This window comes from Xylophilus sp. GW821-FHT01B05, from assembly GCA_038961845.1.
GTDB lineage: Bacteria > Pseudomonadota > Gammaproteobacteria > Burkholderiales > Burkholderiaceae_C > Xylophilus.
This window is the reverse complement of sequence record CP152408.1, coordinates 1,032,229-1,057,207: the sequence shown is the minus strand read 5'-3', so window position 1 is coordinate 1,057,207 and position 24,979 is coordinate 1,032,229. Positions and strand designations below refer to the sequence as shown.

19 protein-coding genes are annotated in these 24,979 nt (G+C 67.5%); 14 read left to right on the top strand and 5 right to left on the bottom strand.

Annotated features, from left to right (window positions below; genetic code table 11):
* The first annotated feature begins 836 nt into the window (after positions 1-836).
* The 14 genes from AAFF27_05015 to AAFF27_04950 all read left to right on the top strand — a co-directional run bounded on the left by AAFF27_05015 (position 837) and on the right by AAFF27_04950 (position 14,395).
* Entirely contained in the window at positions 837-1,016 is a 180-nt protein-coding gene (locus tag AAFF27_05015; protein ID XAH24556.1) for a Flp family type IVb pilin, read from the top strand.
* On the top strand, positions 1,016-1,534 hold the full coding sequence (locus AAFF27_05010) for an A24 family peptidase (protein ID XAH24555.1): 519 nt from the start codon (positions 1,016-1,018) through the stop codon (positions 1,532-1,534). The genes AAFF27_05015 and AAFF27_05010 overlap by 1 nt, the downstream gene beginning before the upstream one ends.
* Before the next feature lie 90 nt (positions 1,535-1,624).
* A complete protein-coding gene (locus tag AAFF27_05005; protein XAH24554.1) occupies positions 1,625-2,068 on the top strand; it encodes a hypothetical protein in 444 nt (147 codons plus the stop codon).
* 45 nt (positions 2,069-2,113) lie between these two features.
* The gene (cpaB, locus tag AAFF27_05000; protein XAH24553.1) at positions 2,114-3,115 is read left to right on the top strand and encodes a Flp pilus assembly protein CpaB; all 1,002 of its coding nucleotides are present in this window, start codon (positions 2,114-2,116) and stop codon (positions 3,113-3,115) included.
* A 170-nt stretch (positions 3,116-3,285) separates the two neighbouring features.
* Positions 3,286-4,590, top strand: coding sequence for a type II and III secretion system protein family protein (locus tag AAFF27_04995; GenBank protein XAH24552.1), 1,305 nt, complete (start codon positions 3,286-3,288; stop codon positions 4,588-4,590).
* A 15-nt stretch (positions 4,591-4,605) separates the two neighbouring features.
* Positions 4,606-5,895, top strand: a complete 1,290-nt coding sequence (locus AAFF27_04990) for a histidine kinase (GenBank protein ID XAH24551.1) — start codon at positions 4,606-4,608, stop codon at positions 5,893-5,895.
* The gene (locus AAFF27_04985) at positions 5,892-7,205 is read left to right on the top strand and encodes a CpaF family protein (GenBank protein XAH24550.1); all 1,314 of its coding nucleotides are present in this window, start codon (positions 5,892-5,894) and stop codon (positions 7,203-7,205) included. Before AAFF27_04990 ends, AAFF27_04985 begins: the two co-directional genes overlap by 4 nt.
* On the top strand, positions 7,198-8,160 hold the full coding sequence (locus AAFF27_04980; protein XAH24549.1) for a type II secretion system F family protein: 963 nt from the start codon (positions 7,198-7,200) through the stop codon (positions 8,158-8,160). Before AAFF27_04985 ends, AAFF27_04980 begins: the two co-directional genes overlap by 8 nt.
* Before the next feature lie 5 nt (positions 8,161-8,165).
* Positions 8,166-9,152, top strand: a complete 987-nt coding sequence (locus AAFF27_04975; protein XAH24548.1) for a type II secretion system F family protein — start codon at positions 8,166-8,168, stop codon at positions 9,150-9,152.
* Positions 9,149-10,027, top strand: coding sequence for a hypothetical protein (locus AAFF27_04970; protein XAH24547.1), 879 nt, complete (start codon positions 9,149-9,151; stop codon positions 10,025-10,027). The genes AAFF27_04975 and AAFF27_04970 overlap by 4 nt, the downstream gene beginning before the upstream one ends.
* A 29-nt stretch (positions 10,028-10,056) precedes the next feature.
* The gene (locus tag AAFF27_04965) at positions 10,057-10,440 is read left to right on the top strand and encodes a DUF3613 domain-containing protein (protein ID XAH24546.1); all 384 of its coding nucleotides are present in this window, start codon (positions 10,057-10,059) and stop codon (positions 10,438-10,440) included.
* A gap of 28 nt (positions 10,441-10,468) precedes the next feature.
* Positions 10,469-10,939 (top strand): TadE/TadG family type IV pilus assembly protein, encoded by a 471-nt coding sequence (locus tag AAFF27_04960; protein ID XAH24545.1) that lies wholly within the window; start codon positions 10,469-10,471, stop codon positions 10,937-10,939.
* Positions 10,936-12,942 (top strand): TadG family pilus assembly protein, encoded by a 2,007-nt coding sequence (locus AAFF27_04955; protein XAH24544.1) that lies wholly within the window; start codon positions 10,936-10,938, stop codon positions 12,940-12,942. Before AAFF27_04960 ends, AAFF27_04955 begins: the two co-directional genes overlap by 4 nt.
* A 64-nt stretch (positions 12,943-13,006) precedes the next feature.
* Positions 13,007-14,395 (top strand): sigma-54 dependent transcriptional regulator, encoded by a 1,389-nt coding sequence (locus AAFF27_04950; protein ID XAH24543.1) that lies wholly within the window; start codon positions 13,007-13,009, stop codon positions 14,393-14,395.
* A gap of 136 nt (positions 14,396-14,531) precedes the next feature.
* Here the strand turns inward: AAFF27_04950 and AAFF27_04945 are convergent, their stop codons facing one another.
* From AAFF27_04945 to AAFF27_04925, 5 genes are read right to left on the bottom strand one after another with little or no spacing between them, the layout of a single operon-like run.
* A complete protein-coding gene (locus AAFF27_04945) occupies positions 14,532-15,998 on the bottom strand; it encodes a TolC family protein (GenBank protein XAH24542.1) in 1,467 nt (488 codons plus the stop codon).
* 44 nt (positions 15,999-16,042) lie between these two features.
* Positions 16,043-17,410 (bottom strand): HlyD family type I secretion periplasmic adaptor subunit, encoded by a 1,368-nt coding sequence (locus tag AAFF27_04940; GenBank protein XAH24541.1) that lies wholly within the window; start codon positions 17,408-17,410, stop codon positions 16,043-16,045.
* Positions 17,403-19,259, bottom strand: a complete 1,857-nt coding sequence (locus AAFF27_04935) for an ATP-binding cassette domain-containing protein (protein XAH24540.1) — start codon at positions 19,257-19,259, stop codon at positions 17,403-17,405. Before AAFF27_04935 ends, AAFF27_04940 begins: the two co-directional genes overlap by 8 nt.
* The gene (locus tag AAFF27_04930) at positions 19,256-20,197 is read right to left on the bottom strand and encodes a prolyl oligopeptidase family serine peptidase (protein ID XAH24539.1); all 942 of its coding nucleotides are present in this window, start codon (positions 20,195-20,197) and stop codon (positions 19,256-19,258) included. Before AAFF27_04930 ends, AAFF27_04935 begins: the two co-directional genes overlap by 4 nt.
* Before the next feature lie 12 nt (positions 20,198-20,209).
* Positions 20,210-24,964, bottom strand: a complete 4,755-nt coding sequence (locus tag AAFF27_04925; GenBank protein ID XAH24538.1) for a CapA family protein — start codon at positions 24,962-24,964, stop codon at positions 20,210-20,212.
* Positions 24,965-24,979: the final 15 nt, after the last annotated feature.

Below are 24,979 nucleotides of genomic sequence, written 5' to 3'. Positions count from 1 at the left end.
CCTTGCAGCGCGGCCTGCAAGCCAAAACTATCAAATTGATAGCTTACAGCCCAGGCTGCGCCTGGGCTAATGGCACTTTTCGCTAGAAAAGTTGTAACTACTCACCCCCGTTCGCCCTGAGCCTGTCGAAGGGCTTGGTGATGCGTGGCAGGGCTTCGACAAGCTCAGCCCGAGCGGTGTGGGGGCTGAGCAGTTACGAAAAGTTCAGCGCAAACGCTGCGCAAGATCCCCAAGCTCCCGCGCGCAGCGGCCACCCGGCCATGCCGCGCCCGCTATCGCCCGCGAGTGGCGCGGTGCCCCAAACGCCCCTGATGTCACGTTTCATGCTCCATGGGAGGGGTAACAAGCGCCCGCCCCAAGCCAACGTAATGCCCTGTAATTCGCCCCCGGCCCATACGGAGCCTAGAGTGGTCAGCAACTTACTCACCGGCTGGAGATTTTCATGCCAGCCTTGTCGGGCGGTCTATTTAGAGAGTTTCCCTAGGGACTGCCAAGGAATTCAACTATTCAAGTAGAAGTTTCCCTGTCACCGTTACGCCCCATTATTCAAATGTTACCCGTAACACCGTAACAAGATTAAGCAAAAAGAGAGCACCGCAAAGCCAGTCCAGCGTTAGCAAGAAACCCAACGGGTATTGTGTGTTCCTTCATAACGGATAAATTTGGTTACCATGGATACACGCAGCGTGAAAGAATAGACATACCAACACAAGCACTTGCAGGCGATAGGTCGAGAAAGATATTCAGTCTTATTAACAACGGTAATCCGCAGGTTCCTAACCAATAAGTAGTCAGGGCGGGTGGGTATTGCAACTTTGTTTTATTAAGGAGTTCTCATGAGCACGTTTATCACTCGCTTCCTCCGTGACGAAGAAGGCGCTACTGCTATTGAGTATGGGCTTATTGCCGGGTTAATTGCAGTGGCTCTTGTGGCCACATTGGGAAATGTGAGAGAAGCGCTTGTGCGCGTATTCGAGGCCATCGCGGGCGCGCTCCCCGCAGCACCCGCAAGCTAATGCAAATAGCAGCGCGTGCATGCCTTCTGCTTCTGCTCCTGGCTGTCCTGGTCTGCGACTGGCGCGAACGCCGCGTTCCCAACCGCCTGCTGCTGGCCGGGGTCATTGCCGGGGCCATCGCCCTGGTGCCCGGGGTGCAACCCCTTGGCATAGGCCACTGGCAGGCGCTGGCGGGCATGGCGATCGGCTTCTGTGTACTGCTGCCCTTCTACCCGCTGGGGTGGATGGGCGCAGGAGACGTGAAGTTCGCCGGCGTGCTGGGCCTGTGGTTTGGCGTGCAGGCACTGCTGCCGATCTGGTGCCTGGCCAGTGTGCTGGCGGCGGTGCATGCGCTGGCCTGGCTGGTGCTGCAACGCTACCCCTTGCCGCCGGTGCTCTACCAGGCACTGGCGGGGCCGCCCGGGCCTGCGGCCATGCCGGCAGGCGACGACACGCCGCCCGCCGGCCCACGCCGCCGCTGCATCCCGTATGCAAGCTACCTTGCCATGGCCGCCCTGGTGGTCCTGGCTGTGCGTTGAAGACAACGCTGAAGACAAGTACGGAGCGCTGAACCCGCCGATCGAAGACAGACCGCCGTTCAACGCCTCGCCCAACCGGAGGATTCGACCATGAAGACGCCCCTGCGAGTGCTGACAACGGGTCACCGGTCTGGCAATGTCGTACAGCGTGGCGGCGTGGTCCTTGAGCTGGCACTGCTGTCCCCGGCCTGCCTGCTGGCGCTGTACGCCATCGTTACCTCCGTACTGACGCTGGCAGAGCAGCGCGCACTGCCCGGCAGCAGCCCGATAGCGCTGCGCACGCCCGATACCGGCACACGCGCCCTCACCCCATTCCAAGCCCAAGCCCAGGCGCCCTATGCCCGGGCCACCACCGCGCCCGGGCGCCCAGGCGCTGCTCAGCCGGTGCTGCTGGCCGACCATGCCGTGCAGCCGGTGGCCAGCCTGCCATGCGCTGACGCAGCCGCCACCTGCACCACGGCAGCCACAGGCTCCGGCGAACCGGCCATGCCGGGCCTGCCGGCACCGCAAGCAAGCATCCCCAGCGAGCTTTAGTACAGCGCCTCCCATTTCCACCGCCAACCACGCAGGACATTTGCCATGGGCCACCTCACCAAGATCGCCGCCATCCTCATGATCGTGATCGGACTGGCGCTGGGCGGCTATGCCTGGTTCCTGAGCCGCAACCCGGCGCCGCGCCCGCCAGTTGCGGCATCCAGCACACCAGCGGCACCCGCCACCGCGCTGCAGTCGGTGGTGGTAGCCAGCCGCGCAGTGCCTGCGGGCAAGACTCTGGAAGAAGCAGACCTGCGCGTGGAGCAACTGCCCATAGACCCCGCCGGCGCCTATCGCACCACGGCCGATGCGGTTGGCCGGGTGCCGGTGCTGGACCTGGGGCCCGGCACGCCGGTGCTGGCAACACAGCTCTCTATCGGCCTGGCCTTGCGCGTGGCCGAGGGCGAACGCGCCATTGCCGTCAAGGTGGACGAGACCAATGGCGTTGGCCACCGCATAGAGCCGGGCGACATGGTGGACGTGTTCTTCCTGCTCAAGCGCGACAACGGCGAGATCGACCGCAGCCAGGCGCGCCTGCTGCTCGCCAGGAAGCGGGTGCTGGCCTACGGCGGCGCCTCGCTGGACGGCCCCGACGAAGCCCCGGCAAACGGGAAAACCGCCGCGCCCCAACAGCAGCGCAACGCCCAGCCCCGTACCGCCGTGCTGGCCGTGCCGGTGGAAGACATAGACCGCCTGGTACTGGGAGAAGCCAGCGGCCGGCTGCTGCTGGCCCTGCGCAACCCCAAGGACGAAGCCCTGCCCGACCCTTCGCTGTTTGCCGAACTGCCCACCGCCCTGCAACCCACGGCCGCAAAGCCAGGCACGCCGCCGCGCGGCCCCTTGCAGGGCCTGGACCGGGCGCAGGCCGGCCTGGCCGTTGCCAGCCTGGTGGACGGCGGCGTGCAGCGCCCGGCCACGGTCGTGCGCGCGGCCGCCACACAGGTCACCACCCGCTCCTCGCCGCGCAAGGCGGCCACGCCCCCTGCCAGCGACCGCCTGTCCGTCGAACTCATTCGCGGCGACAAGCAAGAGCTTCTTCAGTATTGACTATGGAACACCCCCAGGCTGCGCGCTTCGCGTCTTCGCCTCCCCCCTCAAGGGGGCACATCCAGCGGCCCGGCAAAGCCGGTTCCGCGGATGTCTGCGCTTGGCCTGCTCCGCGGCCTTCTGTGCCATGAAGAACTGAGATACCCAAAAACTGCTGATCGAGGATCGCCATGACCCTTCGCCCACTTCCTGCCCTCTTGACCTCCCTGCTGCTGGGTCTGGCCAGCCCGGCCTGGCCTGCCGATGCGCCCATGGAAGCACTGGCCGTGCTGGTCGGCGCGCAGCAGGAGCGGGTGTTCGAGGCTGGTGTGGACCGGGTCGCCATTGCCGACGAGTCCGTGGCTGGCGTGGCCATCACGCGCAAGGGCCGCAACTCGCCGGCAGCGCGCCTGTTCATCACCGGCAAGGCGCCCGGCAGCACGACCGTGATGGTGTGGGAAAAGGGCGCGGCAGCGGCCCGCATCTATGCGGTGGACGTGCGCCGCCGCGTCGATGCGCTGGACGACGAACTGCCCGGCCTGCCCGAACACCGCCAGGCCCTGGAAGAAGCCGCCGCCGCGCGCGGCGACAAACCCCTGCTGCTGGACCGCACCCGCATCGGCGTGGCCAGCCATACCGTGCAGGTCGATGTCAGGGTGGTGGAATTCAGCAAGACCGTGCTGCAACAGGCCGGCCTGAACATCATGGGCACGGGGCCCAACAGCCACGGCTTCAACTTTGGCTCCTTCACGCCGTCCAGCCTCAGCAGTTTCACCATGGGCCCCGGCGGGGCGATCACCGCCACCTCGACATCGCCCTATGCGCAGGCCTTCAACCTGTTGCTGAATTTCGGCAAGGCCGGGATCGGCGTCAACCTGAGCCTGCTGGAGGGCAATGGCCTGGCGCGGGTACTGGCAGCGCCTACGCTGGTGGCGCTGTCGGGCCAGAGCGCCAGCTTTCTTGCGGGTGGCGAAATCCCGGTGCCGGTGCCGCAGGGCCTAGGCACGGTCAGCATCCGCTACAAGCCCTTTGGCATTGGCCTGACGCTCACGCCCACGGTGCTGTCTGACGAGCGCATCGTCCTCAAGGTGGCGCCAGAGGCCAGCGACCTCGACTACACCAATGCGGTCACGCTCAATGGCGTCTCGGTGCCGGCCATCACCACGCGCCGCGCCGACACCACGGTGGAGCTGGGCGACGGCGAAAGCTTTGCCATTGGCGGGCTGGTCAGCCGCACCACCATCTCCAATGTGGACAAGGTGCCCATGCTGGGCGACCTGCCCATCCTGGGGGCCTTCTTCAAGCGCCAGAACTACCAGCAGAAAGAGACCGAGCTGGTGATCATCGTCACCCCCCGGCTGGTCAAGCCCATGGCGCGCGGCACCAACCTGGATGGCATGCTGCCCGGGCGCGCAGAGCAAACCGCCACGCCGGGCTGGAGTTCTTACTTCGTGGGCAAGCCCACGCGGGATGCGCTCCCGGGTTTCTCGCGCTGACCGAAGGCCGTGCCTATGCAGATGTCGCCACCGCCTGCCGCCGCCCCTGTGGGCGCAGTGCATCTCTTTGTCTCGGATGAGGGCACGCACATTCGCTGGCTCTGCGACGCCATGGAAGGCCACGGCGCGGTGGAGCCGATATTGCCCAGCCCGCTGGTGCTGGTAGAGCGCCTGGCCACGTTGCGGCCACGGGCCGTGTTCCTCGACTTTGTAATGGCGCAGGCACAGCAGACCCCGGCGCTGCTGGAGCTGCTGCGGCGCGAGCAGCCAGACCTGCCCGTGATCGGCATAGGCCTGTCGACCCAGCCGGCCAGCATGCTGGCCGCCCTGCGCGCCGGCGTGGACGAGTTCATCGACATGGCCGGGCCGGCCACCGAGGTGCCGCAAACCCTGCGCATGCTCAGCGAGCGGCGCGGGGGCCGCAAAGGCGCCCCCCGCGACGGCATGCCTGCCACCAGCCTGGCGCTGGTGGGCGCGCGCGCCGGCCTGGGCACGACCACGCTGGCCACCCACCTTGCCGTGGCAGTGCAAGAGCTGCTGGACAAAAGGGCCGGCGCCGCCACACAAGCGCTGCGCGGCACCGTGCTGCTGGACCTGGGCATGCCCGAGCGCGACGGCCTGCTCTACCTCAACCTGAAGAGCGACTTCCACTTTGTCGATGGCGTGCAGAACCTGCAGCGCCTCGACCGCACGCTGCTGCAAACAGCCTTGGCCCAGCATGCCAGCGGCACATCGGTGCTGCCGCTGCCAGCCAAGCTGTCGCAGATACGCGAGATCTCGCTGGCCGACGCAGAGCTGCTGCTGCGCAAGCTTGGCGACTTCTACGCCGTGCGGATCGCCGACCTGGGCGGCTGCGCGGCGCCCGACTTCGTGGCGCAGGTGGCGCGCAGCGCAGGGCGGGTCTGGGTCGTCTGCGACCAGGGCATAGGCGCCATCGTCTCCACCGCCGCGCTGCTGGGGCGCCTGCGCGAAGCCGGCGTGGCCGACGACCGGCTGGCCTTGATCGTCAACCGCTTCGAGCCCGGCGCCGGCCTGCCGGCGCGGGACATCGCCGAGCGCCTGGGCGTAGGCCTGGTCCATGTGCTGCCGGCGCGCCCGCAGGTGCTGCTGGCAGCCGCCAGCCGGGGCGAGCTGCTGGTCCAGTCGCACCGCTCCGACCCCTATGCCCAGGCCGTTTTCGCGCTGGCCAAGAGCCTGCTGCCGACCTTGCCGGATGCCGCATCTCCCCAGCAGGGACACGGTTGGTCCACGCTCATGACCCAGATCACCGGCCGGTGGAAAGACCAGAGGAGAGACCGCCCATGACACCTGACCTTGAATTCGCGGACAACCGCAAGGCCTTTGCCGAGTCGCAGCAGTTCCAGGACATCAAGGCCCGGGCGCACGATCACCTGCTGACGCGCATAGAAGAGCTGGGGGCCGAGTTCGGCCGCTGGTCGCGCGCCGCCGTGGGCCAATTCGTGGCATTGGAGCTGGACAGCTTCGTGCGCCTGCAGCGCGTGCCGATCAACGAGGGCGAAACCCATCTGGTGGCCGAGGCGCTGACCAAGGAGCTGGCCGGTTTTGGCCCGCTGGAAGACCTGCTGCGCGACCCGGCGGTGGAAGACATCCTGATCAACGGGCACAAGCATGTCTATGTGTCGCGGCGCGGCATTCTGCAGCGCGAGACGCTGCGCTTTACCGACGACGAACACCTGCTGCGCATCGTGCGCCGCATCCTGGCGCCGATTGGCCGCCGCCTGGACGAATCCAACCCCATGGTGGATGCACGCCTGCCCGAGGGCGGGCGCATCAACGTGGTGATAGAGCCGCTGGTGCTCAATGGCCCTTCGGTATCGATCCGCAAATTTCGCAAGGACCCGCTGCGCCCGGCCGAGCTGGTGCAGTTGGGCACCATGGACGCGGCCATGTCGCAGCTGCTGGAGATGGCGGTGAAGGCACGCTGCAACATCCTGGTGAGTGGCGGCACCAGTTCGGGCAAGACCTCGCTGCTCAATGCGCTGGCGAGCTTCATTCCCGAGACAGAGCGGGTCATCACCATCGAGGACACGGCCGAACTCTCGCTGAACCACCCACATGTGGTGCGGCTGGAAAGCCGCCCCGGCGGCTTCGACGGCGCGGGCGTGATCTCTATCCGCGACCTGCTGCGCAACAGCCTGCGCATGCGGCCGGACCGCATCATCGTGGGTGAGGTGCGCGGCGCGGAAGTGATCGAGATGATGCAGGCCATGAACACCGGCCACGACGGCTCGATGGGCACCATCCACGCCAGTTCGCCGCGCGAATGCCTCTACCGGCTGGAGATGCTGGCCGGCTTTGCGGGCTACCAGGGCAGCGAGGTCAGCCTGCGCCGGCAGATCGCCAATGCGGTGGATTTCGTGCTGCAGATCGGGCGGCTGTCCAACGGGCAGCGCCGCATTGTCTCGGTCACCGAGATCACTGGCGTCAACGACAACATGGTGGCCATGCAGGAGCTGTACCGCCATGAGGTGACACACGGCCCGCAAGGCGAAGAACGCGAGCGCTGGGTGTCTCTGGGCATCGCGCCGCACGCACCCAAGCTGGCACGCTTCCGCCAGGCGCTACAGCGGCAGAACGGAGAACGCAATGCCTAGCATCCTGGTGTTCATGCTGGCACTGGCGCTGCTGCTGGGGGCGGGCGGCCTGCTGCTGTGGGGCGGCGCGCAAACGCGCCAGAGCCGCCAGCAGGCGGTGCAGCACCTGGAGCGCCAGCTGGATGTAGCCGCCACCGAACCCAGCCCGGCCTGGGGCGCCTGGGGCAACAACCCGCAAACCGAACGGGCCGGCGACGATGCAGAGCCCGCCTCGCGCTCGGCCCGCCGGGCCAGCATCGTGCTGCCCGGATGGCTGCTGGGCGTGGTGTCCGTGCGCGGGCTGTGCGTTGCGGCCGCCCTGCTGCTGCTGGTATGGGGTGGCGCGGCGGCCGTGGGCGGCCCGTTGGCGCTGGTCTTGAGCATTCCCGGCACCTTGCTGCTGACGACCTTCGTCATCTGGCGGCGGCTGCAGAAGATGCGCAAGAAGATCGTCGAGCAGTTGCCGGACTTCCTCGATGCCATGGTGCACCTGCTGACCGTGGGCAACTCGATCCATGCGGCCTACCAGTACGCGGCCCAGACCGCCAAGCCGCCGCTGCGGCTGCACCTGGACAACGTGGACCGCCGCGTGCGCGTAGGCGCCGACCTGGACCAGGCGCTGCTGCAGACCGCGCACCACACCCGCCTGGAAGAAATGCACATGCTGGCCGCCGTGCTGGGGCTGGGCACGCGCTACGGCGGCCGCGCCGACCAGTTGCTGGACCGCATGGCCCACTTCATGCGCGACCGCTCCCAGGCCGAGCACGAGCTGCTGGCGCTGTCGTCAGAAACGCGCCTGTCGGCTTGGGTGCTGGGCCTGCTGCCGGTGCTGGTGGGCTCGATGATCGTGACGCTCAATGCTGCCTACTTCCTGCACATGTGGAACGACCCCACCGGACAAATCCTGCTCTGGGCCGCGCTGGCCCTGCAGATACTGGGCGGCATCCTGCTCTACCGCCTGGCACGCCTGGAGTAATGGCCATGGACACCCAGAAACTCATCATGATCGGCGTGCTGCTGCTGGCCTGCGGGCTGCTGGTATTTGCCGGCTACCTGGTGGCCGGCGAGCTGCAGCGGCACCGCGCCAGCACGCGCATTGCCCATGCCATCGACGACCGCCTGCAGGCCGTGGACCCTGATCTATCGACCGACGCCACGCCGAGCCTGGGCATACGCGCCATCGACCGCGCCGAGGCCGCCCCTGAGCCCGACCTGGAACGGGGCCTGCCCCTGCATTGGCTGGACCACCGGCTGGGCCGCCTGCTGGTGGCCGACGAAGACCGCCAGTTGATAGAGCAGTGCGGCCTGCCCTCCGCCCGCACGCAGTTGCTGCTGCTCATCACCCGCGCCCTGCTCTGCTTCTTGCTGCCCGTGCTGGCCTGGGTGTTATGGCCGGCCATCACGGCCCTGGACATGGGATTTTTGATACTGGCCGTGCTGTTCTGCGTGGGCTTCATGCTGCCCAAGTGGCTGCTGGCACGCCGCGCCGCGCGACGGCGCGCGCGGGCCGCGCACGAGCTGCCGCTGTTCGTGGACCTGCTGCGCCTGTTGCAGGGCGTGGGCCTGAGCCTGGACCAGAGCCTGCATGTGATCGCCACCGAGTTCGTGCCCGTGCTCAAGGTGCTGGCGCCGGAGCTGGCCATTGCCAACCGCCACTACCAGCAGGGGCGGTCGCGCGAGCATTCGCTGCGGCGCTTTGGCCATTTGTACGGCAACGACAACCTGGCCAGCCTGGTGGCCATGATGGTGCAGTCTGACCGGCATGGCGGAGCGGTGCAGGAGCCACTGCGCCTGTTTGGCGAACGCCTGCGCGAGCGGCGCCAATCCGACATGAAGGAGCGCATCGGCCGCATCACGGTGAAGATGACCGGCGTGATGGTCGTCACCCTGCTGCCCTCTCTGATCATCATCACCGCGGGCCCCGGCTTCCTGGCCGTGATCCGCTCACTGGGAGCCATGGCGAAATGAAAACCTCCCCACGCACATTGGTGGCAGCGCCGGCGCGCGCAGCAGCCATTGCCACCACCGCCCTGCTGCTGGCCGCATGCAGCAGCAGCCCGCCCAACGGCTACGGTGTGGCAACACCGCCACCGCCGCGCATCACCGAGACGGCGGCCCCGACCGATGCCGCGCCGCACCGCGACAGCCAGGCCTCTTACCTGACGCTGGTGAGCCGCATGCAGCAGAACGGGCTCTGGTTTGCATCACTGGCCCATATCGACGCACTGGAGCAGCAATGGGGCGCATCGCCGGAGTCCCAGCGCCTGCGGGCCGACGCGCTGCGCCAGACCGGCCAGCTTGAGCAGAGCGAGAAGATCTACCTGCAATTGGCCGGCACGCCGCAGCAAACCGCGGCCTACCACGGGCGCGGCCTGCTGGCCGGCGCGCGTGGCGATTTCGCCCAGGCCGCAGACTTGCTGGAAGACGCCCGGCGCCAGACACCCACCGACGGCCTGCTGCTGAACGACCTGGGCTATGCCCAGATGCGGGCCGGCCGCTTGGAGGCCGCGCGCATGCCGCTGATGCAGGCGCAGCAACTGCTGCCGGAAAACCCCAAGGTACTGGGCAACATTGCGCTTTTGCTGCTGGCCGAAGACAAGCCCGCACTGGCACAGGCGCTGATGGACGAGAGCCGCCTGCCCAGTGAGACCCGCGCCGCCATTGCGCAAGAAGCCAAGAGCATGGGCCTGCATGCCGCCGCGCCGCCGCCCACTACCGCTACCGTCGCCGCCACCAGCCAGGAGACGCCGGAGCTCCCGGTCATCCACGAAGCCGCCGTCAGCGCCCCGCTGGTGCTGAAGACCTCGGGCTGGATGTCGGCCCGCATACGGAACACCCCATGACCGCCCGCCCCTTCGAAAGGAAAACCGCCATGACCTCCTTCCAACGGCTTGCATTCGGTGCCGCGCTGGCACTGGGCCTGGCAGCGCAATGCGCAGCGCAAGGCACCCCACCCGCCACGCAGGAAAGGCCCCCTGAAAGCGCGGTGGACGCGCCCCCCGTGGAAACCGCCACGGTCGTGCCCGCCGAACCCTGGGGCGTGCCCCTGCAGGCGGCCCCCGCCGCGCCCCTGCGCGTGGGTGACGCCACACGCACGCTGCTGGACATGCAGCGCGAGGGCAACTACGCATCCACCACCCGCCGACCGATAGCGGGCGACGTGGCAACGCTGAGCTATCAGCGCTACCTCGACAGCTTCAAGCTGCCGATCCCCGCAAATTTCACCGCGACCACAAGCGACACCGGCAAGCAGTAGCCGCCGTTGCACCAGAAGGAGGTGTGCCATGACCCGAACCCGTTCAACCCTTCCCCGTCACTGCCGGCGCCGGCTGCGCGGCGCGACGGCGATCGAGTTCGCGATCATCTTTCCGGTCTTCTTCCTGATCTTCTACGCGATCGTTACGTATGCGCTGATCATGGTCGCGCAGCAATCATTGACCTTGGCGGCCTCTGAGGGGGCGCGGGCGATGCTGCGTTATCAAACCTCACTGCCAGCCCGTCAGACGACTGCCTGCAATGTTGCCCAGGCGTCGCTTACTTGGCTTCCGCAGACGCCCCTCTGCCCCACTCCGACGCTGGTAACCAGCCAGGCATCTTGTACTGTGGCCGGGTACGCCTGCTACTCGGTAGTCGTGACCTACAACTATGCGGCCGCACCCCTGGTACCACCGCTGCTGGGCCCGCTGCTGAGCCTTCCAACCCCTGCCACGCTGACCGGAAGAGCAGTGGTGTACCTGAAGACAACGGCATCATGAAACGCCGATCTTCGCTGCGCCCCCCCCGGTCTGCCACACGTCAGCGCGGCTCCGCTGCCGTGCTGGGCGCCCTCTGGATCACGGTGGCCTTGATCTGCCTGATGAGCATCGATATCGGCAACATCTTCTGGCAGCGCCGCGAAGCGCAGCGCGTAGCCGACATGGCCGCGCTGGCGGGGGCTCAAAGAGTTCTGCAGAGTTGCCCAACGGCACAGCAGACCTCCCGCGAAAGTGCACTGCTCAATGCGCGTACTCCAACGCAGGCGTTCGCCATCACGGAAGGCCCAGACTGCGGCGTGTGGTCCGCGACAGCCAACAGTAGCGGAGATCGATTCACCGCGACCACAACCAATCCCAATGCAGTGCGCGTCACGGTATCGCGCACGGTGCCGTACTGGTTTGTCTTCAGCACGAACAGCGCATCCCGCGTCATCAGCGCCACGGCAACGGCCAAGATAAATACGCCGCTTGCGGCGCTGAGCATCCGCAATACGCTGCTCACGGTCGATGCCTCCAGGTCCAGTCTTCTCAATGCCGTCATTGGCGGCATGCTCGGGGGTAGCCTGAACTTGGGGATTGCCGGCTGGCAGGGGCTGGTAGACGCCAACATCAACCTCCTCAACTATCTGGATGCGCTCAATATCGAGCTGGGTTTGCAGGCAGGGAACTACGACCAACTGCTAGGAACCCAGGTCTCGCTGGGCCAACTGATCAATGCTGCGATCACCGCCCTGCCCCAGGGCGGTAACACAGCACAGATCACGGCCGCAGCGCTGAGTGGACTGCTGGCAATCAGCGCAGCAGTCCCGACCCTGGACGTAACACTGGGCGAACTGCTGAACCTCCAGACCGGCACCACCTCTGCTGGCCTCAACGCAGGCGTACAGGTGCTGCAACTGGTGCAGGCCATTGCAGAGATCGCCAACTCAAAAAATGCCGTGGCGATAGAGGTCCCGATCTCCCTGCTGGGACTGGCGAACATCAATCTCGCGGTAAAGGTCATCGAGCCGGCCCAGTTCAGTTCCGTCGGCAACCCTGTGCTGGCCGAGGCCGCGCCCTTAGGAGACAACAAGATCTATATCAGTACGGCTCAGGTCAGGACATTGATCTCGGTTGAGCTTCCCGCACTCGACGGAGTGACGGGGCTGTTAGGTGCCGTTACCAATCTACTTTCACCAGTCACCACTTTGCTAAACAGCCTTTTGAGCCTCAACCTCAGCGTGCTGGGCGACGTACTCTCCTGCGTGCTGGCCTGCACGAAGAACGTGACCGACATCGACATCCTCCCGCCCCCCGTCAAGCTCGATATCAGTTTGGACGCGGGGAACGCCGGCGTATGGGTCACCGGACATAGCTGCGTGACGAACAATAAATCGCTGATTACTCAGACCCGAACAGCTCTTGCTGATCTGCGGATAGGCAAGCTAGGCGACACCTGGGCTGCAACGAAAGCGGTTGCATTCGCCACAAAAGCTCCACCGCAAGCCGCACCAGTTCCAGTGCTCGACATTGGTGAAATGTCTTGCACGCGCATCCTGCTGGGCTTGATCCCGGTGAAGTGCGACGAGGCAAACCGCAAGGCGTACTACGGCGGCGGGCTGGCCCTCCAGGCCCAGATACCGGTTGTTGCCCAGACAAACCCGTTGACATTCACCAATCCGAACAACGTCGGACAGCCCTGGATGCCCGCCGACTATCAAGCGGTCCCTGGCGCAACCAATATTGTTTCCACCGTCAGCAGCACCCTCCAAGGTCTCAACATCCTCAAGGCAATCCCCGCACAAGGCAGTGCAAATGGCGGACTGGCGAACGTTCTTACGGCACTGACCAATACCCTGAGTGGCGTCATCAGCCTATTGCAAGGCGTCGTCTCAGGCCTGCTTTCCCCTCTGCTGGACCCGCTCTTGAACACCCTGCTGGGCAATGTGTTGGGCATCGGCCTATCCAACGCCGAAGTCGGTGGCCAGCTAACGTGCGACACCGATGCGGAGCTTGTCCAATAACGCCCACTTCCCACAGAAGAGCGCCCCCATTCCATCCTCTGCCAAAGACTACAGATTCCACGCCATGCGTACCCAAGACCACTTCGAAGACCTCGACCTCTATGTCTGGGAGGGCAAGGCCGACATCCAGGAGCGCATTGCGCGCTGCATGTCGAGCTTCGAGGTGGATGTGATCCGTGCGGATGGCCTGCCGCTGCCTGGCGACCGCGACGCCCACCGTGCTGCGGTGGCGATCATCAGCGTGTCCATGATCGACAGCGGCGGCATGCCGCCTTCGGCGGAGGTGCTGCAGGGCATGCCGGTGATCTGGGTGGGTGCGGCGTCGCGCGACCGGCAGCCGCACAGCTACCCGCCGGAGTACCTGCATGTGCTGCCCTTTGACTTCACCTGCGCAGAGCTGCGCACGATGGTGGTCAAGCTGGTGCGGCAGGTGCGCGCGCATGGCGCGACCATCCAGCAGCCCGGCGCGCTGATTGCCAATTCAGACTGCATGCAGGCGCTGCTGACCGAGGTCACCGCCTTTGCGGATTGCGACCACAACGTGCTGGTGCGCGGCGAGACCGGCGTGGGCAAGGAGCGCATTGCGCAGAACCTGCACCTGGGCCACAGCCGCTACGGGCGCGGGCCTTTTGTGGCGGTGAACTGCGGCGCGATCCCGGATGGCCTGTTCGAGTCGCTGTTCTTTGGCCATGCCAAGGGCTCTTTCACCGGCGCCGCGTATGCGCACAAGGGCTACTTCGAGCAGGCCACCAATGGCACGCTGTTCCTGGACGAGATTGGCGACCTGCCGCGCTACCAGCAAGTGAAGCTGCTGCGCGTGCTGGAGGACAACGCGGTGATGCGGCTGGGCTCGACCTCGCCGGTGAAGCTGGATTTCCGGCTGGTGGCGGCGACCAACCGCGACCTGCGCGAGATGGTCAACAGCGGCGACTTCCGCGCCGACCTGTTCTACCGCCTGGCGGTGATCGAGCTGCACGTACCCAGCCTGGAAGAGCGCGGGGTGATCGACAAGATCGCGATCTTCAAGGCCATCCTCAACTCGGTGCTGGGTGAAGAGCAGAAGTCCCTGCAAGAGATCCCCTACTGGCTGACCGATGCAATATCGGGCATGTACTTCCCGGGCAACGTGCGGCAGTTGCGCAACCTGGCCGAGCGGGTGGGCGTGATCGTGCGGCAGATGGGCGTCTGGGACCAGGTGCTGATCCAGCGGGCGCTGCAGCTCATGCGCGGCGTGGCCCCCACCCCCGCAGAGACCGAGCGGGCCGAGCAGCAGGGCGACCGCCGGCGCTGGAACGGCAACGAGCGCAACCGCATCATTGCCGCGCTGGAGAACAACGACTGGCGCCGCCAGGACACAGCCCACGAGCTGGGCATCAGCCGCAAGGTGCTGTGGGAGAAGATGCGCAAGTACCAGATCCTGGACGGCGAGCCAGGGATTCCGGAAGAGTCTTGAGGGTAAACCGCGCTGGTCGCCACAACTATCAAATAGATAGCTACAAGCCCAGGCAGGACCTGGGCTAGAGGCACTTTTCACAAAAAATACTCCCCGCAAACCCGGCCATTGCCGAGGGCCCTGCCCCCGCCCGCAGCTACAGCGGCCTGATCTCTCCGGCCGGGCGCAGGGCTATGCCGGTGTCGTCGGTGCCGGCGTCGGGGCTGGCCATGCAGGGGGCGCGCTGCGCGATGCAGAGCGTGCCGTCCAGGCCGTCGCCGGCCAGCACGGGCCGGGCGGCGCCGGTGAATACGGTGTCGATCCAGCCGTTGTCGCCGTCGCGCGCCACCATGAGCCGGCCGGTGGCGCGTGCCAGCCTAAGCTCGGTGATGCGCAGGTCGTACACGGCGTCGACGTAGTCTTGCAGCAGCGTGTAGTAGTCCACCTGCGCGTCGAGCACGCGCGGCAGTGTCTCGCGGCCGAACTCCAGCAGGCGCCAGCGGCCGCGGAAGGCGGCGCCGGATTCTGCGACGGCCTCGCGCAGTTCGCGTTCGCGCTCGCGGCCGGAGTTGGTGCGGTCCCAAGAGGCGCCGGTGAGCTCGATCAGGTTGCGGCGCGCGGCCTCGAACTTGGCTTGCTGGTTGTCTACCTCGGCCAGCGCAGAGCGGATGCGCAACTGGGCGTCAAAGCCGTTGCCGAAGTTCCAGTTGAGTTCCACGCCCACCCGCGTCGGCTGCGTGACCAGGATGCCGCGCGGGTCGTGGGTGCGGCCGTAGACGGCTTCCAGCGTGGGAAAGCGCGAGGCCTCCTGGTACTCAACCTGCGCCCGGGCCCGGGCGATCTGGTCGCGCGCCTCGGCCAGCTCGGTGCTGCCGTCTTCGGCGGTGCGCAGTGCGGCCTCGCGCGTGGCGCGCAGCCACTGCTCGGGCGCCGCCAGCGTGGGCAGGAAGTCGGTCTTGGGCGAGAAGCGAAAGTAGGTCTCGAACTTGCCGCTGGCGTCAGAGCGCTGGGCCTCGAACTCTTGTTGCCGCGCACGCACGCTAGCGCGGCGCGAGGCGGCCATGCGCAGGTCGTTCTGGCCGGTGGCCCCCAAGTCGACGCGCCGCTGCTCTATGCGCAGCAGATCGCTGAGCACTTCGCCCGAGCGCTCGGCGACACGCGCCTTCAGGTCGTAGCGCTGGACCTGCAGGTAGGCGGTGAAGGCATCGAGCACGACCTTCTGCACCGTGGATTTGAGGGCTTCGCGCTGGGCCTCGGTCTGGGCCTCGGCAACCCTGGTGCGCGAGGACATGCCGCCGCCGTCGATGAGTGCCATGCGCACGTCGGCACTGAAGACGGAATACGACTGCGAGCTGCCACTGACCGTACCCACATTGGAGTTGCCGGCTGAGGTGCCGACCTTCAGGCGTGGGTAGCGCGCGGTCTTGGTGGCGTCCAGCTCATAGCCGCTGGTGGAGACGGCCGCCTGTGCGCTCAGTACCTCGGGGTGGTCTTGCGCCAGCCAGAGCAGGGCCAGCTTGACCCGGTCGATGGAGGCGACGGCGCCCAGCGACTGCGGCGAGAGCCGGGGCGTTGGCAGCAGTGGCGGCTCGGCATGCGCGATGCCTGCGGCCAGGCTGGCCATGAGGGCGCAAAGGCGAGAAGGAATACAGCTGGCTCCACCGCGCATCATGGCTCCCGGAAGGCTTCGCGTTGCAACTTGAGCACTGGCCGCAACATGTGCCAGATGAAGGGGTCTGAGCCGACCTTGAGGTCGATCTCGGCCTCCATGCCGGCGGTGATGCGGTTCTCGGGCCGGCCGACATAGGCTTGCGCGGTGCTCACCAGTACCCGGTAGTAGGTGGCCGAGTTGGGCACCGAAGCGTCGCGGTCTGCGTCGGCCGCCACCAGGGTGACATGGCCATCGACCGCGCCGTAGCGCAGGAAGTCGTAGGCCGATATCTTGACCCGCGCCGGCTGGCCGACAGTGACAAAGCCACGGTCGTTGGGGCTCAGCTTGGCTTCGATCATGATCTGCTCTTCGTCGGGCACGATCTCCATGATGGGCTCGCCGGGCTTGACCACCCAGCCCGAGCTGGAGTTGCGCAGGCCTTTGACGATGCCGTCGGACGGCGCCTTGACCTCGGTGCGCGAGCGCTGGGTGCGGGCGCGCGAGAGGTCTTCGTTGACGCTGGCGAGCTGGCGCTCCAGGGCCGACAGCTCGTCTGATGCGCGGCGCCGGTAGCGGCCCTCGGCCTCGGCCGACTTGGCGCTGGCCTCGGTGATGGCAGCGGCGGCAGACACCACGCCCTGGCGCGCCACGGCGAGGTCGCTGCGCACTGATTCCATCTGGCGGCGTTTCTCCAGCACCTCGATCTGGCCCACCAGTTTCTCGCTGAGCAGTTGCTCGGATATCTGCATTTCACGCTCGTAGAGCGCCAGGCGCTCTTGCAGGCCCAGCACCTTGGTCTGCTGCTCGATCTGGCGGCTGCGCGCCTGCTCGTAGGCAGATGTGGTGCCCGCCATCACGCCGCGCTGTTCCAGCGAGCGGGCTTCGTAGGCGCCGCGCTCGGCAGCAATCACGGCCTCGTCGGTGCCAACGGGGAAGACCGAGCGCGAGAGCGGCCGGCCCAGGCTCTCTGCCGTGAGCCGGCTGCGCGTGGCCAGCAGGGCGGCGTGGCGCGCGGTGAGTTCTTCAAGGTTGAGGCCGGTGCCGCCCAGGTCGATTTCCACCAGGGTCTGGCCACGGCGCACGCGGTCGCCTTCCTTGACCAGCACGGCGTTGACGATGCCGCCTTCCAGATGCTGGACGCTCTTCACACGGTCAGAGGGGATGACACGGCCTGGCGACACCACCACGCTCTCTACCGGGTACAGCAGGCCGATCAGCGCCAGCAGCGCCACGCCACCCCACATCAGCCAGGGGCCGCGCGTTTGCCACAGGCGATGCAGGAAGGAGCCCGTGGCGGGCGCAGGCCCCGCTGCTTCACCGGGACGCAGCACGCCAGGCAGGTCCACCGGTCGCCCCGGAGGCGGTGAAGCAAGCGCATCAGCCATGGAAGGTCCTTTCGTTGACGGCGCGCGGCACGGCGACCGCAGGCTCGGCTTCGGGCTCGGGGGCTTCGGTCACCGGTGCCGCCGACGCCGGCACGGCCGGTGCCTTGACGCCAAAGAGGCGCGGCACCATGACCGCAGGCGTGCCCTGCTCTACATCCCCGTTCCCGGTTACATGGTAGACGCGCTGGGCCATTGACACAATGCGTAACGAATGGGTGACGACCACGACCGTGCGGTAGCGCGCGACGGCGGCCAGCGCGGCCAGCAGGCCCGATTCGCTCTGGAAGTCGAGGTCGTTGCTGGGCTCATCGAGCAGCAGCACCGAGGGGCTGCGCAGGAACAGTTGCGCGAGCGCAAGCTTGCGGCGCTCACCGACCGACAGGCCGGCGCCGCCTTCGCCCACCACGGTGCGATAACCCGCAGGCAGGCGCGAGATGAATTCGTGCGCGCCGGAGAGCCGGCAGGCGGCAACGATCTGCTCGTCGTTCTGCTGCGGCGCAGCGCGGCGCAGGGCCTCGATCAGCTCGCCGCCGAACCAGTAGACCTCCTGGGACAGGGTGCTGATCCACTCGGCCAGTTCCTCGCGCGAGAACTGGGCGATGTCGTACTCATCGAGCCGCACCTTGCCTTGGTCGGGCGTGTAGAGGCCGCCGATCAGCCGGGCCAGCGTCGACTTGCCCGAGCCGTTGCGCCCGACGATGGCGTGCAGGCCGCCGGGGCCCATTTCCAGGTCGACTTCCTTCAGCACCGGGTGCGGCGCGCCGGCATAGTGGAAGCCCACGCCTTCGAGCCGGACATGGCCCTTGGGCTGCGGCAGCTTCACACCGGTGGGCTCGCGCTCGAGCGGCTCTTGCAGCACCTTCTCGAGGCGGCTGGCGGCTTCCGAGGCGGCTGCCAGCGCACGCCAGTTGGAGGCCAGCCCGGCCACGGGCGACAAGGCCTTGGCGGCCAGCATGTTGGCCGCGATCATGCTGCCGACCGTCATCCACTGCTCAAGTACGGCGACGGCGCCGACCGACAGGACCACGACGGAGAACACCGTGAGCAGCACCGTGGCGGATTCCCGGGCGCGCTCGATCTGGCCGTTCTTGCGAAAGCTCTCGGCCAGCCAGATGTCGTAGGTTTCGCGCCAGACGCGCACCGTGGGCTCGTCATGGGCGAGCGTCTTCAGGGTTTCGCGGGCGCGGCAGATTTCCGCAGTGGTGCGGTCCAGGTCGCGGCCACGGCCGGTTTCCTCGACCCGGCCGGCGCGCACTTCGTCGGCCCACCACCACGCCAGGAAGGTCAGCACGCCCATGAAGGCCAGCACCACCGGCAGCACGGGCAAGGCCACGATGCCGATCAGCACCAGCGCGAAGAAGGCCATGGGCAAGTCGAAGATGGACAGCATCAGCCCGCCGGTGACCGTGCCACGCACCGCCCCGACATCGCGGAACAGCGCAAACCAGGCCGAGGCGGGGCGCGCCTCAAGCATGCGCAGTGGCCGCTTGAGCATGGACTGCATCAGCGCGTTGGACACGCCATGGTCAATGGTGGCGCCCGCGTCGCGCAGGCGGCGGGAGCGGCGGGTGCGCATCCAGAACTCGGTCGCCAGCACGCAGAAGATGCCGGCGATCATGGCCGCCAGGGTGGCAAAGCCGCTGCGGTAGATGACGCGCTCGTAGATCTGCAGCGTGAAGATCGCCGGCAGCAGGCCGAAGATGCTGATGGGCACCGACCACCAGGCCGCGCGCACCAGCGTCGGGTAGGCGGTGCGGAACGCTACGCCCACCGCATCACCGCAAGCGCCGGACTCGGGCGGCGCTGGACGGTCCGCCACGAGCTGTCGGGGAAGCAGGAATTTGATCATGGCGTGGCTCCTCTGGGAGGGATTGCGGTGGATTCCGCAGACAGGTTCTGACGGGCGCATACGGACGCCATGCGCGGTCCGATGAGGTCCTTCAGATCGTGGAATTCCGGTGGCTCGGCGGCATGGGTCATGACGACGACCTGATGACCTGCGGCCATCAAGGCGCGCGCGAACTTCTCTTGCAGCGCGAAGGGCGTGTTGCGGTCGTCACGGTTGCCGATCACCAAGATCTGGCGCGCCGGGTCTTTGGCCACGCCGTCGATGTGGTCCAGCGGGTCGTAGAAATTGGTGCTGCCGGTGGTGTCGGTGCGGCCACCGCGCGAGCGGCCCAGCATGCGGGCGCGCTCCAGCAGCGAGTAGGCGCCCGAGGTCAGCACGGCACAGGCCACGCCAGTGCGGCCGTGCGTCAATATCGAGGCGGCCACCGTGGCGCCGCCGCTGTGCCCGAGCAGCACGACGCGGCCAATGCCCTGGCGCTCCATGAGCGCGGTGACGGCGGCGTCCATCGCCAGTGCCTCGGACTCCTGCCGGCGGGCGCGGTGGTCGCCCGAGGAGCCATAGGTGCCGGGCCGCGCGACAAACACCCAGGGCACGCCGGCGCGCTCGTAGCTGCGCTGGGCATCGCGCAGCCGCGCGGCGATGGTGTTGCCGGGTATCTGCGTGGGCGGCAGGTCCATCAGGTCGTCCCGATCGCCCGAGAACTGCACGATGACCACTGGCGCCTGCTGCAGGCCCTCGCTGGCGAAATAGCGGATGCAGGCCGGCCCGCTGCGGCTTTGCACCCACAGGTAGGTCGGGCTGTCGGGGCAGGTGGCGCGATTGGCCGGGCGGTTCCACTCCAGCGTATCCGTGGCCACCTCTGCCGGCGGCATGCTGCGCTGGGCAAAGGCAACACAGGTGAGCGCCAGCAGTGCAGAGAACAGTGTGCTGCGGCGCATGGCGCGGGTCTTTCAGAGCCTCTGCAAGAGGCCGGCGATCTCGCCAAAGTCGGAATCCACGCGGTCGCCCTTGACCAGCACCAGGTCACCGTCGCGGATGAAGTCGTCGACGTAGCGCACCAGGTCAGGCGCGGTATCGAAGTGCGGGCCCAGGGTTTCGGCCGGCATTTCTTCGCGCAGCCAGCGCATTTCGGCGCCGTGCGTCACCAGGTGCTGGATGCCGCCATCCAGCAGGGGCCGCGCCAGCCCGCGGTGCAGCGCCGCTGCGTCGTCGCCCAGGTTGACGATGCGGCCCAGGATGGCGATCTTGCGGTTGACCCGCTGGCCAAAGTGTTCTTCGTACTGCCGGGCGTAGTCGATGGCATTGCGCATGGACAGCACTTCTGCGTTCCAGCTGTCGTCGATCACGGTGGCGTGCACGCCTTTGCGCGTGCAGACCTCCAGCCGCTCCAGCACCGAAGGCGGTGTGTGTACCAGTGCCATGCGCGCGCAGGCGGCTGCGGCGTCGTAGCCCATGGCATGGGCAGCGGCCAGCGCCAGGGCGGAATTGCGCACCATGGCCATGGAGGGCACCGGCAGTTCATAGGCCAGCGTGCGCCCCTGCAGCGACAGCCGCACGTGGTAGCCCTGGCCTTGCGACTGCACCTCGAGCAGGCGTACCGAGGCCTGCGGTGAGCTGCCGACCACCAGTATCTGGCCGGCGGTGCGCTGCGCTGCGCGCTTGACGGCGTCGAAGTACGGGATGTGCTCGCCGAAGACCGCCGTACCGCCCGGCTCAAGCCCCAGGAAGATGCGGGACTTGAATTCTGCGGTGCGCTGCAGCGTAGCGGCCGCGCCGGTCTGCGACAGATCGACCTCGGTCAGGATGGCGACGTGCGGCCGCGCCTGCAGCGATATGGGCCCGGCGTTCATCCACAGGGAGCTCTGCGCCATCTCGAGAATGCAGGCGTCGTCGTCTGCGGCCAGGCTGGCCAGCATGGCTGGCACGCCGACACGGGAGTTGTAGTTGTCGATGGTCGATAGCACCCTGGCACGCTCCGGCAGGATGGTGCGCAATATGGCCACGGTGGAGGACTTGCCCGCCGTGCCGGTGACGGCCGCGACCTTGCCGCGGAAGCGCTCGCGCGCGGTCAGGCCGAGCGCGATCATGGCGGTGATCGGGTCTTCTACCTGCAGCAGCGGGAAGCGGGCATCGAGCCCTTCCACCGGCCGCGCGACGATGGCGCCTGCCAGTTGGTCCTGCAGCCGGATCAGGTCGCGGTGCCGGTCCCAGGTCAGCGCCTTGGGGTGGCGGTAGGCCTCATGCGCGGCCAGCGTGCGGTAGTCGGAGGCCACGAACAGGGTCGGGCCGGGCAGCATGGCAATGTGCGAGGGGCCGCGCACCACGGAGCGCACATACCAGTCTTCCGGGGGCTGCACCAGCCAGCGGCCACCTGTTGCCTGCTGCAGTTGCGCGGCGGTCCAGGTGTGGCCGGGCGGCTCGCTGCGTGCCTGCGCCGGCATGGCGGCGGCGGCCGGTGCTGGCACGCGCAGGCCGTACCACAGCGGCAGCAGCACCGGCGTGGCGCTTACGCCCTCACCCAGCACCCGCACCTCCAGCCGCAGCACGTCGCTCTCCAGCCGCGAGGCCGGCGGCGGACGCAGGCCGTAGCGGTCGCGGTAGACCACGCCGGGCTCCCAGCGGCTGGTGGGCCACATCCAGTCGCAGGGGTCGTGGTCCATGCCCTCGCCCCAGGCCGGCATGCTGCGGCTGCGCGCGGGTATGGCACGGAACTGCAGGCGCAGGTCCTGCGGCAGCGCGGTATCCGACGACCAGAAGGATTCGATCCAGAGCATCTCGCGCCGCTTGAGCTGCTCGGGCGAGCAGCGCAGCCCGAGCAGCCGCAGCGGCCCGACCTGCACCGGGGTGATGCGCGCGTCTTCCGGGACTTCTGCGGCCTGCCACTGCGCGCGCACTGTGCGGCACGGCGGCGGCTGCAGCGCGGCGCGGCGCAGCGCCATGGGCGGAATGCAGACTGGCGCCGGCCCGACGGTGATCGGCACCGGCCGGGCCGGCGGCGTCAGGGCAACAGCGCAGCGGCCACCGGGCAGCAGCGACACCACGGTTCCCAATGCCAGGCACTTGCCGGCAAAGTCGGATGCGGCGTCCCTGGCCCGTTCCCCGTCCAGGGACTGGCTGAAGCCATAGCCCACGCCGATGGGCGTGAAGATCACGTTCTCGACCCCTTGCGGCGTGAGTTCCAGCGTGAACACGCCGCCGTCGGCCAGGCCGGTGCGCACGGCGTCGAACAGCAGGTCTCCGGCGTCGTACAGGATGGGCCGGCTGCGGTAGATCTCTATGCCCTGCAGCACGTGCGCCGAGGCGCCCAGCACCGCGTCGGCGCCAGCGTCGATGATGGCGTGCCCCAGCGCCACGGTCTGCGCGTTGGGCGCCGCGGCCAGGTTGGCGCCCCAATGGACGGCCACCAGCACCACATGGGCCTGGCGCCGCGCGGCCGCGATCCGCGGTGCCAACGCCTTGTGCCATGCGGCGGGGTCTTCGGGCGCCAGCCAGGCGGTGCCGGCGTGGTCCTGGTCCGCCGCGAACTGGGGCTGGGTGGCATCGAGCGAGAACACGGCGACGCGCACGCCCGCGGCCACGCGCACCACCGGCGCGCAGGCCTCGTCCCACGAGCTGCCGCTGCCCGCTTGCGCGATGCCGGCGGCGGCCAGCAGCGTGCGCTGCTCCATCAGGGCCTGTGGCCCGTAGTCGCCGCTGTGGTTGTTGGCAGTGGTCACGACGTCGATGGCGGCTTCTGTCAGTACGGCCAGCATCTCGGGGCGCGCCCGGTAGTAGTAGGGACCGCCCTCGCCCTTGTCCGCGCCCTGTTCGCCCTCTGTGGCGACCACGCATTCGAGGTTGACGATGCGCATGTCGGCCTCGCGCAGCACGGCAAGATGGCCCAGCATCTGGCGGGCGCCGCCGAGTTCGCGCAGGCGGAAATGCAGGCGCCGGCCCAGGTTGACGTCGCCACCCCAGACCACGCGCGCACGCGCCGGCACGTCAAGCGCCGGGCGCGACGCAATGGCCGCGTCCAGCACCTGCTGCTGTGCCGGTTGTGATTGCGACTGCAGGAAGCGGCCGTAGGCCGCCAGCCCGGAGATGTGATGCTCGACGTCGTCGATGCGCACCCGGAAGGCGTGGTGGCGAATGAAGAAGGAGCCGACGACGCGTGACGGCTTGTCGAAGTACATCGCCACTTCGGGCCAGAAGAAGCCGTTGAGCAGGCAGTTGGCCCGGTGGTGCAGCGCCCGCAGGAACTTCTCCATGTCCAGGCCGGCCAGAACGTGCTGCAGGGCCGGCATGCTGCCCAGCCGCGCAATCATTTTCTGGGCAGCCATCATCAGCTCCAGCAGCGTGGGGAAGGTGGTCTGCCGCGCCAGCACGAAGTCCAGGTGGTCAGCCACGTTCTGGATGCCGAAGCGGAAATAACGTTCCTCTGGACGGTACATGGTCAGTTCGTTGACGCAGTAGCTCAGCCAGTGATCATGCGCGCGCCAGTGCTCCTTGGCAATGAAGTAGTCAAACGCCCGCTCCACCGCCGACAGCCAGCGCGGGTCATGCGTCAGGCCATAGAGGCGCATCAGCCCGAACGCGGCCTCGCCGTCGTAGTAGATGATGCGGAATTCCTGCTTCACCGACAGGTCGCCAGCGTTCAGCACGTGGACGAACCCCCCGGTCGTCGGGTCCTGCATGTGCAGCATGCCGACGGCCAATTGCTCCAGCAGCGGCAGGTAGCGCCGCGTGCCCGTGGCTTCGCAGTAGCGGGCCAGGGCGAATACGCAGGAGGCGTTGCCGCCGAGCTTTATCTCGTCGCCCACGTCGATCAGGAACGCGGCACTTTGGCCATCGGGCAGGGTGCGTACCTGTATCAGCGTCTCGACCAGATAGGCCAGCGCACGTTCGATGGCGTCGAGCAGTTCCTGGTCACGCGTCAGCTCCCAGGCCTCGACCATGGAATAGACGGAGCTGGCATGGCGCAGGCTGTTGTAGCCTGATATGGGCCGGCCGAAGCAGGGAAACCAGCCATAGGTGAAACGCCCTTGCGGCAGCACCTGCCGCGCCAGGTAGCGTGCGCCGCTCTCCACCAGCCCATGGGCGTCCTGCGCCGTCATGGCTGCAGCCATGCGCCGGCCCGCTCCCAGCCCGGTGCCAACGAGGCGCACCGCCGCATGGTCCTGCGGCCCGCAGTACACGCTGCGGGTGGCAAACAGGAAGACCGGCCGGTCGGGCGCGAACTTCGCCACGTCGGGATCGTTCTCGAAGCGCTGCTGCGCATAGCGCCCGAAATTGCGCGGGTGCACCACGGCGTGCTCGACCTCGCTGCCGCCATAGAGCATGGCGTTGGCATTGAGCTCCTGCTCGGTGAACGCCTCTTTGAAACCGGCGTCCAGGGCCAGGCCCCAGCGGAAGTAATTGCGCTTGGTGAGCGCCAACTGGGCCGTGAAATGGGCCCAGTCGAGCTGCTGCACACGCTCCACCGCGTCGACCCGCAGCCACAGGGATTTGCGCCCGGCCAGCGCCGCCCCCCAACGCTGGCGCAGCCGCTGCACGCCGGCCAGCCAGGCCGCGTCGAAGCTGTCCTCGCGCACATGGAACACCTCGGCTCGGTGCTCGCCATCGCTGACGGAGAAGAACAGGACAAATGCCACACCGGGCGCGTCCAGTTGCGTGCTGCACGGCACCAAGGCCGCGCGGCATTGGTCGAGTTGGTCGGACAAGGTCATGGCGGTCCCGTCATC